At 61.3% G+C, this 15,612-nt stretch carries 12 protein-coding genes and 1 pseudogene; 5 read left to right on the top strand and 8 right to left on the bottom strand.

The genetic code is table 11. The features are described 5' to 3' along the window. Positions 1–576: 576 nt before the first annotated feature. Positions 577–1,083, top strand: a pseudogene (locus BLS87_RS35125) (methyl-accepting chemotaxis protein); the annotation flags it as partial. A gap of 104 nt (positions 1,084–1,187) precedes the next feature. Here BLS87_RS35125 and BLS87_RS05105 read toward each other — a convergent pair. The 8 genes from BLS87_RS05105 to BLS87_RS05075 form a co-directional block, all read right to left on the bottom strand. Continuing rightward, positions 1,188–2,645 carry an efflux transporter outer membrane subunit gene (locus tag BLS87_RS05105; RefSeq protein ID WP_074750714.1) on the bottom strand — a complete coding sequence of 486 codons (1,458 nt, stop codon included), beginning with the start codon at positions 2,643–2,645 and terminating at the stop codon, positions 1,188–1,190. Continuing rightward, entirely contained in the window at positions 2,638–3,843 is a 1,206-nt protein-coding gene (locus tag BLS87_RS05100) for an efflux RND transporter periplasmic adaptor subunit (RefSeq protein WP_074750712.1), read from the bottom strand. The genes BLS87_RS05105 and BLS87_RS05100 overlap by 8 nt, the downstream gene beginning before the upstream one ends. Before the next feature lies 1 nt (position 3,844). Then, positions 3,845–7,054, bottom strand: a complete 3,210-nt coding sequence (locus BLS87_RS05095) for an efflux RND transporter permease subunit (protein WP_074750710.1) — start codon at positions 7,052–7,054, stop codon at positions 3,845–3,847. Between the two features lie 390 nt (positions 7,055–7,444). Next, entirely contained in the window at positions 7,445–7,726 is a 282-nt protein-coding gene (locus tag BLS87_RS05090) for a DUF1652 domain-containing protein (protein WP_074750708.1), read from the bottom strand. 148 nt (positions 7,727–7,874) lie between these two features. After that, on the bottom strand, positions 7,875–8,243 hold the full coding sequence (locus tag BLS87_RS05085; RefSeq protein WP_074750706.1) for a response regulator: 369 nt from the start codon (positions 8,241–8,243) through the stop codon (positions 7,875–7,877). 51 nt (positions 8,244–8,294) lie between these two features. Then, on the bottom strand, positions 8,295–9,716 hold the full coding sequence (locus BLS87_RS05080) for an ATPase domain-containing protein (protein ID WP_074750704.1): 1,422 nt from the start codon (positions 9,714–9,716) through the stop codon (positions 8,295–8,297). A gap of 148 nt (positions 9,717–9,864) precedes the next feature. Further along, a complete protein-coding gene (locus tag BLS87_RS33605) occupies positions 9,865–10,047 on the bottom strand; it encodes a hypothetical protein (protein ID WP_143024298.1) in 183 nt (60 codons plus the stop codon). A gap of 112 nt (positions 10,048–10,159) precedes the next feature. Beyond that, positions 10,160–11,407: a 2-aminoadipate transaminase gene (locus tag BLS87_RS05075; protein ID WP_074750702.1), complete on the bottom strand. Its 1,248-nt coding sequence runs from the start codon at positions 11,405–11,407 to the stop codon at positions 10,160–10,162. Positions 11,408–11,804: 397 nt separating this feature from the next. Here BLS87_RS05075 and BLS87_RS05070 point away from each other — a divergent pair, with 397 nt between their 5' ends. The 4 genes from BLS87_RS05070 to BLS87_RS05055 all read left to right on the top strand — a co-directional run bounded on the left by BLS87_RS05070 (position 11,805) and on the right by BLS87_RS05055 (position 15,612). Then, positions 11,805–12,680: a MurR/RpiR family transcriptional regulator gene (locus tag BLS87_RS05070; RefSeq protein ID WP_074750700.1), complete on the top strand. Its 876-nt coding sequence runs from the start codon at positions 11,805–11,807 to the stop codon at positions 12,678–12,680. Between the two features lie 99 nt (positions 12,681–12,779). After that, the gene (locus BLS87_RS05065; protein WP_167362038.1) at positions 12,780–13,568 is read left to right on the top strand and encodes a transporter substrate-binding domain-containing protein; all 789 of its coding nucleotides are present in this window, start codon (positions 12,780–12,782) and stop codon (positions 13,566–13,568) included. Positions 13,569–13,570: 2 nt separating this feature from the next. Continuing rightward, on the top strand, positions 13,571–14,959 hold the full coding sequence (locus tag BLS87_RS05060) for an MmgE/PrpD family protein (RefSeq protein WP_074750696.1): 1,389 nt from the start codon (positions 13,571–13,573) through the stop codon (positions 14,957–14,959). Next, positions 14,956–15,612: an amino acid ABC transporter permease gene (locus tag BLS87_RS05055; RefSeq protein ID WP_074750694.1), complete on the top strand. Its 657-nt coding sequence runs from the start codon at positions 14,956–14,958 to the stop codon at positions 15,610–15,612. The genes BLS87_RS05060 and BLS87_RS05055 overlap by 4 nt, the downstream gene beginning before the upstream one ends.

The raw sequence follows: 15,612 nt of genomic DNA, 5'->3' as shown, positions 1-15,612 counted from the left end.
GTGTTGGGGCTGTGCAACTACCTGCTGGCCGAACACCTTTCGTTCGCCGTGATGCTGTTCACCCTGATTGCACTGAGTGCGGCGCTGGAACTGCGCCAGAACCGGACGCTGAAGACGATACTCAGCGAGCACCCGAAAGCCTTCACCGACCCGCTGATCGCCCTCACCTACAGCGATAACCGCGGTCCGCAGGCACAACTGGACCTGGCGATGCTCAGCGAAGAAGCGCGCCTGCAGACCGCCCTGACCCGCCTTGTCGACGCGGGCGAAGGGGTCAAGCAGCGCGCCGGGCAGTCAGCCAGCCTGTCGTTGTTGCAAGCCGAAGCACTGGATCAGCAACGCAACGAAACCGATCAGTCCGCGACCGCCATCACCCAGATGGCGGCGACCATTCAGGAAGTCACCCATAACGTCCAAAACACCGCGCACGCGGCGCTCGAAGCCGACACGCTGGCGCAACAGGGCCGTGGGTTGGCCGACGACAGCCTGTTGGCCATTCGGCATATGGCCAACTCGGTCTCGGAGATCGGCGAGGCTGTGGGTGAGCTCGCGACCGCGACCCAGTCGATCGGCAGCGTGGTCGACGTCATCAACGCCATTGCCCAGCAGACCAACCTGCTGGCCCTTAATGCCGCCATCGAAGCCGCGAGGGCCGGCGAACAAGGCCGTGGCTTTGCCGTGGTCGCCGACGAAGTGCGCTCGCTGGCGTCCCGCACGCAAACCTCGACCGAACAGATACAAGGGATCATTGGCGAACTGCGAGAAGGCGCCTCCCGTGCGGTGGCCACCGCGAGTCGAGGGCAAGCCATGTCTCAGGAAAGCGTGGCCAGCGTCGAGGCCGTGCAACAGGCGTTGAGCGGTATCAGTCAGGCCGTTACACGGATCACCGGCATGAGCCAGCAAATGGCGTCTGCCTCCGAGGAACAGACCCACGTGGCCGAAAGCATTAACCAGCAGATCAACCGGATTGCCCAACTGTGCGATCAGAGCGCCGGACAGGCCCAACAGGGCTCAAGCATCAGCCGCGAACTCGAACAAATGGCGCATTACCTTCATAGCCTGGCGGAGCGCTTCAACCGGTGAGGTGCTCTACTCGTTGATTGACCACGGCGAGCACGTCTTCAGACAGCACCTGATCCAGGCGGCGCAGGATTACCCGCACAGCGTCTTCGAGGCCGAAGACCGCATCATCTAACCCGTGCTGCGGGTCTGGCCTCCTGCGATGTCGCGTCAACCGCCAAGTCGGCCGAAGTCCAGCCCCCGCCCAACGCCTTCACCAATCCCACGCTGGCAGCCAGTTGCTGGGTTTGCAGATCGAGCACGCTGCGCTGTGCCTGTAATGCAGCAGTCTGCGCGGCCACAACGTCCAGATAACCCACCGCACCCTGCTTGTAACGCGCCAGGGACAGGTCTTCGCTGTAGTGCGCCGCGTCGGCTGCGGCACGTTGATCTTCCAGTGCCGAACCCAGGCCGTCGATGATCGCCAGGTTGTCCTCCACCTGTTCGAATGCCGCCAGCACCTGCGCCCGGTACTTGCCACCCGCCTCGTCGGTCGCAGCCTTCGCAGCGTCCACCTGAGCCTGTCGCAAGCCACCGTCAAAAACAGTCGTGACCAACGCAGGGCCAATGGCCCAGAACAGGTTGGGTGCGCTCAACAGGTGGGCGAACTCGTCGCTCTGGTACCCGCCTTGCGCACTCAGCGTCAGGGTCGGGAAGAACGCACTGCGTGCGACGCCGATTCGTGCGTTCGCAGCCGCGATTCGACGCTCGGCTGCAGCAATATCCGGCCGGCGCTGCAACAGCGTCGACGGAACGCCGGTCGGCACAACCGGTAGCGGCAATGCCTCGGTCGACGGCGTGATGCTGAATTGCGACGCCGAGGCGCCGGTCAGTGCGGCGATGCTGTGTTCAAGCAAAGCGCGCTGCACGGTGTTCTGTTTGAGCTGCGATCTGGCCGAGGACAACTGCGAATGGGCGCGTGCGACGTCGAGTCCCGAGACGATGCCGCCGTCATGCAGGCCCTGAGTCAAGTTGACCGCCTTGCTGAACGCCTCGGTCGTTTGCTCGAGCAACCGGGTTTGCTGGTCCAGCCCACGCAAGCGTATGTAGCTGTCCGCCAGTTGTGCTTGCAGGCTCAGGCGTACCGACGCCAAGTCTGCCAGTGAGGCCTGCGCTTCATCGGTTCCTGCGTTCACCGAGTCACGCACACGGCCCCACAAATCCACTTCGTAATCGACCTGCAACCCCAGCGTGCCGGAGTTGTAGACGTTGTCGGTGGTCGTTGATCGCAAAGGTCGCGTGTCCGACTGGCGAATACGCTGGCCGTTGCCGAAGCCCTTGACCGTCGGCAGCAGCGCCGAATTCACCTGCGCCACGAACGCCTGCGCCTGAGCGTAGTGCGCCAGCGCCGCACTCAGATTCGGGTTGTTTGACAGCAACTGCTGTTGCAGCGCATCGAGTTGCGAATCGTGATACACACGCCACCATCCATCGCGGCTGATCTGGTCGTTGGGCGTGGCCACGTCCCAGGCGCCCCGGGTTTTGTATTGCGCGGAAACCGGTGTCTCGGGCACCTTGTAATGGGGTGCCAAGGAACACGCGCCCACGCCCAACATGGCGATGAACAGCAGGCTGTGCTTAACCATGAGGTTTCGCCTCGGCGACAGTGTTCGCCGCTGCAGGTTTTGATACCTGAACAGGGTCGTTATCGCTCAAACCATCGGGCGGTGTATCGATGACTCGATCCGCTGCCGTGACGCCTGAGCCGATTTCGACGGTGTCACCGAAGTCCCGTGCAATGGTGACGGTCTTGAACAGCACATGATCGTGTTGATCGAGCGTCGCGACACGCATGCCACGGTCATCGAACTGCAAGGCACTGGCCGGCAAACGCACGACATTGGGTTGTACCGGCAGGTCGAAACGCACGCTGGTGTACGCACCCGGCAACAGACGACCTGCCGGGTTATCGACCTGAAGCTGCACCAACGTGCTGCCCGAGGCCGCGTTCACCGAATCGGCCGACGCAATCACAGTTGCTTTGAAGGGTTCGCCCGGGTACTCAGGCACGCTCAGCCGTGCGTCGGTGCCCACCTTGATCTGCGGCGCATAGGACTGCGGCACCTGCACGTAAACACGCAGGCGGCTGACGTCCGATACGGCGAACAGCTCCTGACCGCTGGTGCTGCTGCCGACGTTGATCAAAGCACCGACATCGGTCGAACGCGCGGTGACGACACCATCGAACGGCGCGGTCAGGCGTTGAAAACCCTGGGTCGCGGTCAGTCGCTCGACGTTGGCCTGGGCGGCCATGACCTGCGCCTGTTTGGCGGCCAGATCCCCGTTACGTTCGTCGACTTCCTGCTTCGACACCGAGTCGGACGCCAGCATCGCCTGCCAGCGTTTGGCGCTGGTCTGGGACAGTGAGGCGTTGGCCTTGGCAGCGGCCAGATCGGCGCGGGCCTGGAGCAGTTGCTGATCCACTTCGGGCGTATCGATCTCGGCAAGCAACTGACCGGCCTTGACCTTCGCCCCAATGTCCGCCTTCCAGGACTTCAGATAACCCCCGACCCGAGCAAAGATCGCCGCCCGCGACCAGGCTTCCAGACGGCCCGGCAGAACCAGCGCGGCACCTTGGGCGGCTGCGACCGGGCTGACCAGAATCACACTGGGCAGCGCCTGTGTGTCGGTCCAGGTTTTCAGGTCCTTCGACTCGTTGGCGCGCACACCGATACCGACCGCGACGATGGCGACCACCGCCAGCAGCGCGACCAACAGGCCGAGTCTTGCGCGTCCGGCACTGCGGCGCGGTTGAGGATGAATTACAGGAGTGTCAGTAAGCATGTCAAAACCCTTGTGTTGCGTTGGTCTGCACGGTGGCGTGGCGGTCGCGAGAGCGAGCATCGCGGGCGTGGACAAGGCTGAAGATGATAGGCACCAGGAACAGTGTGGCGACCGTGGCAAAACTCAACCCGCCAATGACCGCGCGACCGAGCGGCGCGTTCTGCTCGCCCCCCTCACCCAGGCTCAACGCCATCGGCGCCATGCCGATGATCATCGAAATCGCGGTCATCAGAACCGGGCGAAACCGGGTGAATCCGCCCTCCAGCGCGGCCAGCACCGGATTGCCATGCTCAGCCAGACGCTCCCGACAAAAACTGACGACCAGAATGGCGTTGGCTGTGGCCACACCCATGCACATGATCGCCCCCGTCAGCGCGGGCACCGACAGCGGCGTGTGCGTCACGAACAACATCCAGACAATCCCGGCCAGGGCCGCTGGCAACGCAGTGATGATCACGAACGGGTCGCTCCAGGACTGAAAGTTGACCACGATCAACAGGTAGATCAGCACCACCGCGCCGAGCAGGCCGAACAACATGCCGCTGAACGCGTTGTTCATTGTGGTCGCCTGCCCCTGCAGGGTGACTTTGGAGCCCTTCGGGATCTCACTGGCGTGCGCCGCGAGAATCTTCTGGATGTCAGCGGCCACACCGCCCAAGTCCCGGCCCTGGATCGAGGTCAACACTTCCACGACCGGCTGGATATCGGACTGGCTCACCACCGAATTACTGTGGGTACGTTCTACCGACGCCAGTCCCCCAAGAATCTGCCCCGCTCCCGGCGATCCGGGCGCTGTGGCCGATGTCAGCGGCAGGTTGTGCAGCTGTGCCAGCGAGTCGAGGCTGTACTGCGGGGTTTGCAGGACGATCGGGTAGGAAACGCCGTTGGCCGTGTTCAGCCAGAACGTCGGTGCGACCTGGCTCGAACCGGCGAAGTTGACCACCAGGCTGTTGGTGATATCGCGTTCGCTGATACCCACCAGCTGCGCGCGAGTCCGGTCGACGTTGATCTTGAACGTCGGCAATTGCTGGGATTGCTGGATACGCGCGTCGGCAACGCCCGGGACGCGACGGATCTCGCGCAGCAAGGTGTTGGCGAAGGCGAAGTTGGCGGGCAGGTTGTTGCCGGCGATCTGCACGTCCACCGGCGCCGATGAACCGAAGTTCAGGATCTGCCCGACGATGTCTGCCGGCGGAAACGAAAACACGGCATTGGGGAATTCGCGCGGGAGCGCCTCGCGCAACTGGCGAATGTAGTCCGCTGTCGGTTTGTGGTCCTCATTAAGGCTGATCTGGATGTCGCTGTCTTGCGAGCCGACCGTACCAGTGTTGTTGTAGGACGCGTTGATGCCGCTGACCGCCAGACCGATGTTGTCCACCACTGCCTTGAGTTCCGACGGTTCGATGACGCGCCGAATGCTGTTCTCGACATCGGTGATCAGACGCGCTGTGCTTTCCACGCGCATGCCGACCGGCGCACGTACGTGCATCAGGATCTGACCGGAGTCGACCGCCGGGAAAAAGTTGCGGCCCAGGAACGGTACCAGCGCGAACGAGGCGATGACGAACGCGAAGATCGCGATCATGACGGACCGGCGGTGTTCCAGAGCGGTTTCCAGCATGCCGCGGTACCCTTCGCGGACTCGCTCGAAGCGCGCTTCGAACCCGCGCTGGAAGCGCACCAGCGGGTTGCGACTGACCGGCTTTTCACGATGCGCCTCACCCGCCGCATGGGGTTTGAGCAGGAAGTTGGCCATCGTCGGCACCAGCGTTCGCGACAGGATGAACGAGGCGATCATGGCGAAGATCACCGCTTCGGCCATCGGCACGAACAGGAAGCGGGCAACACCGTCCAGGAAGAACATCGGCACGAACACGATGCAGATGCACAACAGCGAAACAAACGCGGGCGTCACGATTTGCGCCGCTCCGTCCATGATCGCCGCCTCGACCTGTTTACCCTGCTCCAGGTGCCAGTTGATGTTCTCGATGGTCACCGTGGCATCGTCTACCAGGATGCCCACGGCCAGCGCCAATCCTCCCAGCGTCATGATGTTGAGTGTCTCTCCCAGCGCGGACAACGCCGCAATGGACGAGAGAATCGCCAACGGGATCGACACCGCGATGATCACGGTGGAACGCCAACTGCCGAGGAACAGCAAGATCATCAGACTGGTCAGCGCCGCGGCGATGAGACCTTCCCGCGCCACGCCACTGATCGCGGCACGAACGAACAGCGACTGATCGCCGATCAGGTCGATATTGAGGTTTTCCGGCAGCTGCGCCTTGGAGTCCGCCAGCTTTTCCTTGATACCGGCGATGACGCCCAGCGTCGACGCCGACCCGGTTTTCAGCACCGGGATCAACACCGAACGATTGCCGTTCACGTGCACGATGTTGCTTTGTGGCGGGTTGCCATCCTTCACCGTGCCGACGTCACGGATCAATACCGTGGTGCCATTGGCCGTCTTGATCGGCAGGTCCTCCAGGTCCTTGAAAGCGACCGGCGAGTTGTTCAGCTGCAGCATGTACTCGAAGCTGCCAATTTTCTCCGTGCCCACCGGGGTGATCTGGTTTTGCGTGGCCAGTGCGTTCGCCACGTCCTGGGCCGACAAGCCTCGGGCCTGCATCTGAGCCGGGTCGAGATCGATCTGCACCTGACGGGTCTTGCCGCCGAACGGGTACGGCAACGCAGCGCCGGGCACAGTGGTCAGCATCAGGCGCACGGTGTTGAGGCCCAGGTCGCCGAGTTTCTGCTCGCTAAGGTCCTTGCCCGACAATGCCAACTGGACAATGGGCACCGTCGATGCGCTGTAGTTGAGGATCAACGGCGGCACTGTACCGGGCGGCAGGTTACGCAAAATAGCCTGGGCAACAGAGGTTAGCTGCGCGTTGGCGGTACTGATGTTGACGCCTGGCTGGAAGAACACCTTCACGATGCCAAAGCCGTTGAGCGACTGCGCTTCGATGTGGCGGATGTCGTTCACGGTGGTGGTCAGCACCCGCTCGAACGGCGACGTGACTCGCCCCGCCATCTGATCCGGCGCAAGGCCGGTGTACTGCCAGATGACCGCGATGACCGGGATGCGGATCTCCGGAAAGATGTCGGTGGGCGTGCGTAAGGCCGTCAGCGGGCCGATGATCAGAATCAGGATGGCGAGCACGACGAACGTATACGGTCGTCTCAAAGCAACGCGTACAAGGCCAAGCATGGGAGGTATCCAGACAAGCGTTGAACATCAAAAAATCGGTGGTGCGCGGCTCAACCACTTCAAACCCACGGTTGAGGCTTCACCGACATCCAGGTCGAAACAGTCGACGACGCCCATCCGAAAAAGGTGGCATATGCCACGATATTCAGATTCAGAGGTATATGCCAGTATTTTTTCATGCGTCGCGGATAAAGTGTTTTTCAACTCTGGGTATTGACGTCGCGCCGTAAATACAGGTGCATCACCGCTTACCTGTCGGTGCCGTGATCCGGTTCAAAGCGTTCGTCAGGGAGATTTCGGAGACGCCGCAGGCCATTCACCGTTGCGGTGGGCGCATCGGTGAAGCCGAAAGAGATGATGATCGCCGCCGTGGCAGCCGATTGATCCCTCTTAACCGCCGAACGTCGTCGCTCTGCGATCAATCGCCCGCGGCGAACCGCCGCCCAGTGAACGCAGGCGCAGATCTTCTTTAAGGCCCGTGATCAGCGACGCGATGCTGCGGCTGGTGTTGAGCGTGGATACATCGATTCCCGTGGTCATGAAGTCGGCATGCCCAGTGCGCGAGGTGTACAGCTGGATAGACATGAGGCCTCTCGCGTCTACCGAGCACTGGCAGCGGGCGGGCAGGAATGAGGATTCAATGATTTGGCAGAGTTCAAGTGAGGAGATCATGGCGCAGTCCTTTTAAGTGTTATAAACACTCGACTCTGCGTCACGGGCGAGATTCCGGATATTTTCGTTCCGCCGGACGAACGCCTGTTCATGCACCCGCAAGTAACCGGTCGCTGATGATCAACTCATCGATTGAGACGCTGACGAATCAGGCGCCGCCGGGGCCCAGCAGCGATTTGACCCTGGACAGCACGGACTGAATCTCGAACGGCTTGTCGAACACGTCCACAAACAGATCAGGCCGTGCGACCCCCAGATGGGCCTGCGCACCGCTCATCAATATCATGGGCAATTGGCCCAGCGTCTTGTGCGCCCGCACCGCCTCGGCCAGCTCAATGCCGTTCATGCCGGGCATCATGTAGTCGGTGATGATCAACTGCGGTTTTTCCCGGTCCAGAATGCTCAACGCTTTCTGGCCGCTGCCTGCGGTCACGGTGAGATAGCCCTCATCCTCAAGCGCGAAGCTGAGAATGTCGGCGATCAAGTACTCGTCATCGACGATCAATATGGTGGTCATAGGGCCCTCGGTCCGCTCGACGCATCGTGAGCGTATTGGCGACCGCGGTGTCTACGCGTTACGGGAATCGCCAAGGGCATGGAAATGAGCCTTTTTCACGTCAAGACCTTGCTCACTGATGGTGACTTCCAGCAGTGCAGGATCGTAGGGATTGTCCCTGATTTTAAGAATGGACAATTGGCGTTTAAGTTCAGCCCTTTCTTGTAGGAAACGCAGGACCAGCAAGTTGTCGACGATGCTCGACAGGTCCGGTGCCGGCGCATTGATCTCTCCGCCGAACAGACTCTGGACCTCCCAGGACGCGACTACAGTGACATCCCGCGCTCGCAGCTCGCCCATCAACGAGGTAAACAGGTCCTGCAAGCGCGACGTGTCGGCGGCGACCCTCGCCATTCCGCCCAGGCTGTCGAGAAAGACCCGCTTGATGGATTTTTCTTCGACCACCCGCAGCAGCTCAAGGGCCATTTTGTCGATCAAGCCGGCACCCGTCGATTTCCACAGGATGGTCAGGGCGCCGGACCGCTCCATGCTGGCGAAATCCAGACCCAGTGACGCAGCCTTCATGCGCAGGCGTTGCGGTGATTCGTAGAAGCCGAAGTGCAGGCCTGGCGATTCGACCGTCGACTGTCCCAGAAAACTGATGCCGAACGATGTCTTGCCCGAGCCGGAAGGCCCGATGATCAACGTCGAGGAAGAGGTCACCAACCCTCCGCCGATCAGCGGGTCGAGTGAAGGCAGACCGCTTGACACGAGCGAGCAATGGTCGCTGTCACGCATGGCCGAATCGGTCAGGGTGCTTTCAAGCCTCGGATAGACGACCAGCCCGTCCTCGGTGATCTCGCATTCATGCGCCCCAGCCAACGCGCCGCTGCCCCGGGTCTTGCGCATCTTGATGCGGCGGATCGATTTGGTGCCGACCACCTCTTCGCCCAACTCCAGCACCCCATCGACCATGGTGTGTTCAGGACTGCCATCATCGAGCTGCGAACTGGTCAGGAAAAACACCGTGCAGCCGGCAAAAGCGGCGTGGCCCTGCAATTCAGAGATGAACCGCTTGGTATTGAGCGGCGAATCCGCCCTGGACCGAGCGTTCAGCAGACCGTCGAGAATCATAACCGTGGACTTCTGACGCACGATTTCTCGGCGCAACAGCTTGACCACCTCATCCAGCCCGTCGTTTTCCATCGTGTCGAACGCGCTGACGAACTGGATCTGATCGCCGATCTTGTCTTTGTCGAAAAAACTCAACGTCGACAGAAACTGAAACAGACGCTCGTGCGGTTCGGCGAGCAGCGTGGCGAAGAGCACACGTCCACCCGCACGCGCATGGTTGAACCCGATCTGATTGGCCAGAATGGTCTTGCCCGACCCCGGACGTCCCTGAATGATGTACGACGATCCGGCGACGAAACCGCCCTTCAGCAACTCATCCAGTCCTTCAATGCCGCTCTGAAGGCGTTTTAGCTGGTTCAAATTCGCTTCCTCCGCTGGGGTTGTCAGCGTGGTGATTCGCACGACCAACGCGCGCGATAAAAAGGCGCATTCTTCCGGGTTTAGTCGGGTATTCCAAGCACAATCATCAAGAATGGCATGCAGTTACCATGCAAAGCTCGAGTCACTCTCATGTGCCCGGTCCAGAGTCGACGGCCCCCTGCTCTTCAACGCAGCCTTGCGTTTCGGCCTTGGACTGTTCGCTACGGCGCTCTGGATCATCGGGTTTGATGGGTGCCGACAGCGGGTATTCCGGCGTCTCGTCGGGGAGTTCGGGAGATTGCGACGCTGGCGGAGGTGTTTTTGCGCTCATGACCACTGACTCATTCGGTGAATGCAGGGGTTAGAGTGCGCGGTCACACAGACGTGCGTTTCTTTTCACACAGATGCACCGCGCGCAGCGCTTTTTTTGAAGGTATGACGGATCAGAGGCTCGCCAGGCACGCCTCGAGAATGTCCAACCCCTCGTTCAGCACCTCGGGCTCGATGGTCAAGGGCGCCAACAGTCGAATGATGTGACGGGCTTTGCCGCTCGGCATCAAGAGCAACCCGCGCTCCCTTGCGCTCGCCAGCAACTGAGCCATTTGTGCGGTAGCCGGTTTACCTTCCGGGGTCAGCAGCTCGATGCCGCGCATCGCGCCGACGCCGGTCAACCGCCCAAGGTACGGCGACAGCTTCTGCGCCTGCCATTGTTCGTAGCGGGTCAGCAAGGCGACCGAATACTGCTCACCCCAGGCAGCGAGGTTGGCATCGGTCATCTCATCCAGCGTGGCCAGACCTGCCGCGCACGCCAGTGGATTCCCGGAGTAGGTCCCACCCAGCCCGCCTTTGGGCAATGTATCCATCAGCGCCTTGCGACCGACGACTGCCCCCAACGGAACCCCGCCTGCGATGCTCTTGCCGAGCAACAGCAGATCCGGCTCGATGCCCAGACGGCTGAAGGCAAAGCGTTGACCGGTGCGGCCGAAGCCTGACTGGATTTCATCGATGATCAGGACGATGCCCTTGTCGTCGCACAGCCGGCGCAACGCCTGAGCGAACTCGACGTCCAGTGCCAGGAAGCCGCCCTCGCCTTGCACCGGTTCGATGATGAAACACGCGACTTCGTCGATGTCGATTTCCACGCTGAACAGCCTGTCCATCGCCTTCAGGGCTTCGGCGGTCGAAACACCATTGTCCGCGCTCGGATACGGCAGATGGAACACTGGCCCGGGCAGCGACCCGACTTTCTGCTTATAGGGCGCCACCTTGCCGTTGAGGTTCAGCGTCGCCAGGGTCCGCCCGTGAAACGCGCCATCGAACGCGATGACCGCCGACTTGCCAGTGTGTCCACGTACGATTTTCAGCGCATTCTCCGCCGCTTCGGCGCCGCTGTTGGTCAGCATGCCGCTGACCGGGTAGCTCACCGGAATAAACGCCGCCAGCCGTTCAATAAACCGTTGATACGGCACATGGGGGGCTGCGTTGAACGCGTAATGCGTCATGCGCTGAGCCTGCTCGCAAATGGCCGCCACGATTTTGGGATGGCAATGCCCCAGATTCAATACACCGATACCCCCGACGAAATCGATGTAACGCTTTGCGTCAACGTCCCAGACCTCAGCGTTTTTTCCATGGGTAAGGCTGATGGGGTGAACGAAGGAAATGGACTGGCTGACTGACGGAAAATCCATGCTCAAACGACCTGCAGGCGGTGGGAGAGGCGCCTATTCAAGCGATCTCCCCGCTTTCTCACAAACGAAATAAAGGCAACGGGTCATTCCACCAGGGACTGACATCACTGCAGCAATGCGGTCGCACTGTCGCAGTGCGTCGCACCACGTCGACGCGTGGCGCCCCCGGCATCCGACGTCACGGGATGCCCTGGCAAGAAACCACGTCATTCACCACCCATTGCCGCTCTGCCTTTTTTGAATCAAACCAATCGAAATCGACCGACCTGAGTCGCCGCCCCTTCAACGGTGCGCCGACTGACCGCCCCTCAGTTATGAATCACTTGAATCATTTCGAAATTTTCTGGCACACCTGTTGCAAATTCACCCTGGACTTCAGTTCCAGGTGACCAACCGGATGGACCGCGATCAGATTTGCACCCAGCTCCAGCAGCAGTTCGAGACCTTCCCGCGACAGGAGCGTGCGGCGGCCAGTTTCATTCTGGACAACCCCCATGAAATCGCCGTTATGTCGATGCGAGATATCGCCCGCCTGGCCAATGTGCCGCCCTCGACCATGACCCGGTTGGCCAAGCGCATGGGCATGACCGGCTACGATCAGTTGCGTGAAGTGTTCATCGACTCATTGCGCGGACAGAACAGCGCCTACGGTTCACGTGCTCATGACCTGGTTGAACTCAAGCAACGCGTCGGCGAACAGCGGGTCATTCAGGACATGGCCAACAACGCCATCGAGCAGATTCAGTCGATGTGCAGCAACGACAACCTGCGCGCCATTTCCCGTGCCGTAGCCCTCCTTGCAGGCGCGCGTCAGGTCTACTGCCTGGGCATGCGCTCGTCCTTCGGGGTGGCGTTTCAGTTTTCCCACGTGGCCTCCTACTTTGCCAAGAACGTGAGGCTGGTCGAAGGCGCCGGTGAAAGCGGCGTGATGTCGATCATCAATCAGACCAGCCCCAAGGACGTCGCTCTGGTGTGCAGCCTGCCGCGCTACTCGCGCCGGCTGATTACCCTCACCAATTACCTGCACCAGCAGGGTGTGCGCATCATCACCATCACCGACAGCCTGACCTCACCCACCGCACGCCTGGCGGCTGAAACGATCATCGTGAAAAACCAGACCCCTTCGTTCTACGACACCATCGTGCCCGCCATGCTCGTCAGCGAAATGCTGGTGGCGTTGATGTCTGCCGCCTCGACCCAGGACGTAGAAGCCTCGGTCACCCACACCGAAGAGAAGCTGCTGAGCCTCGGAGAGTGGTGGGACCTGGGTTGACCCTTTTTTTCTAGACCTGCCGTTTTGCCTGGACACCTTGTCCATCCCGAATCATTCCTCTACCGGAGCGTCCTGATGAAAGCCAGACTGTGCAAGCCCATGCGTAAAACCCTCGTCGCCGCAGGGCTGTTTGCGGGCCTTAGCGCCCTGTTCTGCTCCACCCTCACCCAGGCCGGCGAAGCGCTGGACCACATTATCAAAAGCAAGGAATTGCGTGTCGCCGTCCCGGTGGACTACCCGCCTTATGGTTACGTCGGACCGGACATGGTTCCTCAAGGCCTGGACATCGACGTCGCCAACCTCATGGCGAAGCAACTGGGCGTGAAGCTGCAACTGGTGCCCGTCACCGCGCCTAACCGTGTGGCATATCTTCAGTCGGGCAAAGCTGACTTCACCATTTCCTCGCTGGGCAAAACCCCTGAGCGCGAGAAAGTCATCGACTACAGCATCGCCTATTCGCCCTTCTTCGATGCGGTCTTCGGCAAGACCGCGCTGCCGGTCAAAACGATGGCCGACATGGCGGGCAAAACCGTGTCGGTGACCCGAGGGTCGATGCAGGATCGTGAACTCACCGACATGGCGCCTGAAGCCATCACTAAACGGTTCGAGGACAACAACAGCAGTATTTCAGCCTTCCTCTCCGGCCAGACACAGATGGTCGCCATCGGCACCACGGTGGCCGCCGCGCTCAAGCAGAAGAACCCGAACATGGACATCGCGCTCAAGGTGGTTCTGTCCAATGCGCCGAATTACATCGGCATGAACAAGAACGAGCCCGAGTTGCGCAACAAGGTCAACGAGATCATTCGTCAGGCCAAGGCCGACGGCACGCTCGATGCAATCTCGCAAAAATGGCTGGGTGCGCCCGCAGGCGAGTTGCCAGAGTAACCATGGACGATTTCACGCCCTCACTGGTGACGCTCGCACGCTGGACGTCGGGCCTGCAGCTGGCGGACATTCCGCCGGCCGTGCAGCACGCCGCCAAGCGCTGCCTAATCGACACCACAGGTGTCGCCCTGGCAGGCAGTCGCACTTCGGTCGCCATGCAGGCACTTGCCCTCTCACGCCTGACCGCAGCCGATGGTCAGGCCCGCGCACTGGGCGATGAGCGTCCGGTCTGTGCGCCGGCCGCCGCATTCGTCAACGCGACAGCGGCGCATGCGCTGGATTTCGACGATAACGCCTACCCAGCGTTTGTCCACGGCTCGGCCGTGATCATGCCGGCGGCACTCGCGGTGGCGCAGATGCAGGGCCTCAGTGGCGCACGCTTACTGGCTGCGTTCGTGGCGGGCGCCGAGTGTGAATACGCGCTCGGCAAGGCACTGACCCGCCAGCTTTATGACCGGGGGTGGTGGACGACCGGTGTGCTGGGCGTCGTCGGGGCGTGCGCGGCTGCCAGCCATGCCTTGGACCTGACCACCGGCCAGACGGCAGCGGCATTCGCCCTCGCGCTGGCAGGGACCGGGGGCATGAAAGCAACTTTTGGCAGCGACGCGAAGACGCTCATGGCCGGAAGCAGCAGTGAAGCGGGTGTCATCGCTGCGCTGTTGGCCCGCCAGGGCTGCACCGGCCCACTGGACATTGTCGAGCACAGCCGTGGTCTCGCCGCGATGTTCAACGGCGGGCGGCTGGAGCCGGTGACGATGCCTGGCGACAGCTGGAGCCTGCTAAAACCAGGCGTCGACATCAAGCGTGTGCCGGTGTGCCTGTCTTCCCATGCCGCCATCGATGCCCTGCGTGAAATGCTCGGCCGTGGTGTCGTTGCTGCGCCCGATATCGCTGAAATTATCTGCGACGTACCGCCGATCGTGATCCAGAACCTCGCGCATGACCTTCCGGTGACCCGACAACAGGCGCAGTTCAGCATGCCGTTTGCCATGGCCTGTACCGTCCTGCTGGGTGACCTTTCGCTCGCAATGCTGGACGACGCCGTGCTCGGCCGTGCCGACCTCAGGACATGGATGAAGCGTGTGCGCATGTTCAGCAGCGACCGCTGGCAACCGCGGTTGCTTGAATCAGCCCCGGAAGGGGCCTGGGTCAAGGTCGTGCGCCACGACGGTAGCGCCGTTGAAGGCTTCTGCGCCATGCCCTTGGGGTCAGCCGCACAACCGCTCTCATCCGCGCAACTCAACGACAAATTCATGCAATGCAGCACCCGGGCGGTGCCGCTGCCTCGTGCACGGCGCCTGCTGGACGACCTGCTGCGCCTCGAACAGCTTCCGGGTGTTCGTCACCTGCTGGCACCTGAAGCGCTCAATGTGGAAACGATAGAACCATGACTCTGGATTTCTCGGTGGTATTCGCGCAGTGGCCGCAACTGCTCAATGGCCTGTTGCTGACCGTATTGCTGACCCTGCTGGCGGCGGTGTTCGGAACGACGCTGGGCATCGCCTGCGGCGTGATCCGCAGCAAAGGGCCGCGTTGGGCGCGCTGGCTGATCGGACTGTATGTGGAACTGATCCGCAACACGCCTTTCATCATTCAGTTGTTTTTCATCTTCTTCGGGTTGCCGGGGCTAGGGCTGAAAATGACCGCACTGACCGCAGCCATCCTCGCAAACGTGATCAACCTCGGGGCCTACGTCAGCGAGATCGCACGTTCCGGCATCGAAGCCACCCCCAATGGCCAGATCGAAGCCGCAGAAAGTCTGGCGCTTGACCGCTGGCAGATTTTCACCCGCGTCATTCTGCCCCCCGCGCTCAAACGGGTCTGGCCAGCGCTCGTCGGGCAGATGGTCATCATCATGCTGGGCTCGGCCGTGTGCAGCCAGATCTCCACCGAAGAGCTGTCCTATGCGGCCAACCAGATCGCCAGTACCTCGTTCAGGAATTTCGAGACCTACATCGTCGTGGCCGGGCTTTACCTGCTGCTGTCGATCGCGCTTCGCCGCCTGCTGAATTGGGTCGGTCCGCATTTAATCTTTGGTCGCTGA

The sequence above is a fragment of the Pseudomonas abietaniphila genome (genome assembly GCF_900100795.1).
Taxonomy (GTDB): Bacteria; Pseudomonadota; Gammaproteobacteria; order Pseudomonadales; family Pseudomonadaceae; genus Aquipseudomonas; species Aquipseudomonas abietaniphila.
The sequence above is the reverse complement of the archived record's forward strand: the minus strand, read 5'-3'. Positions and strand labels throughout refer to the sequence as shown.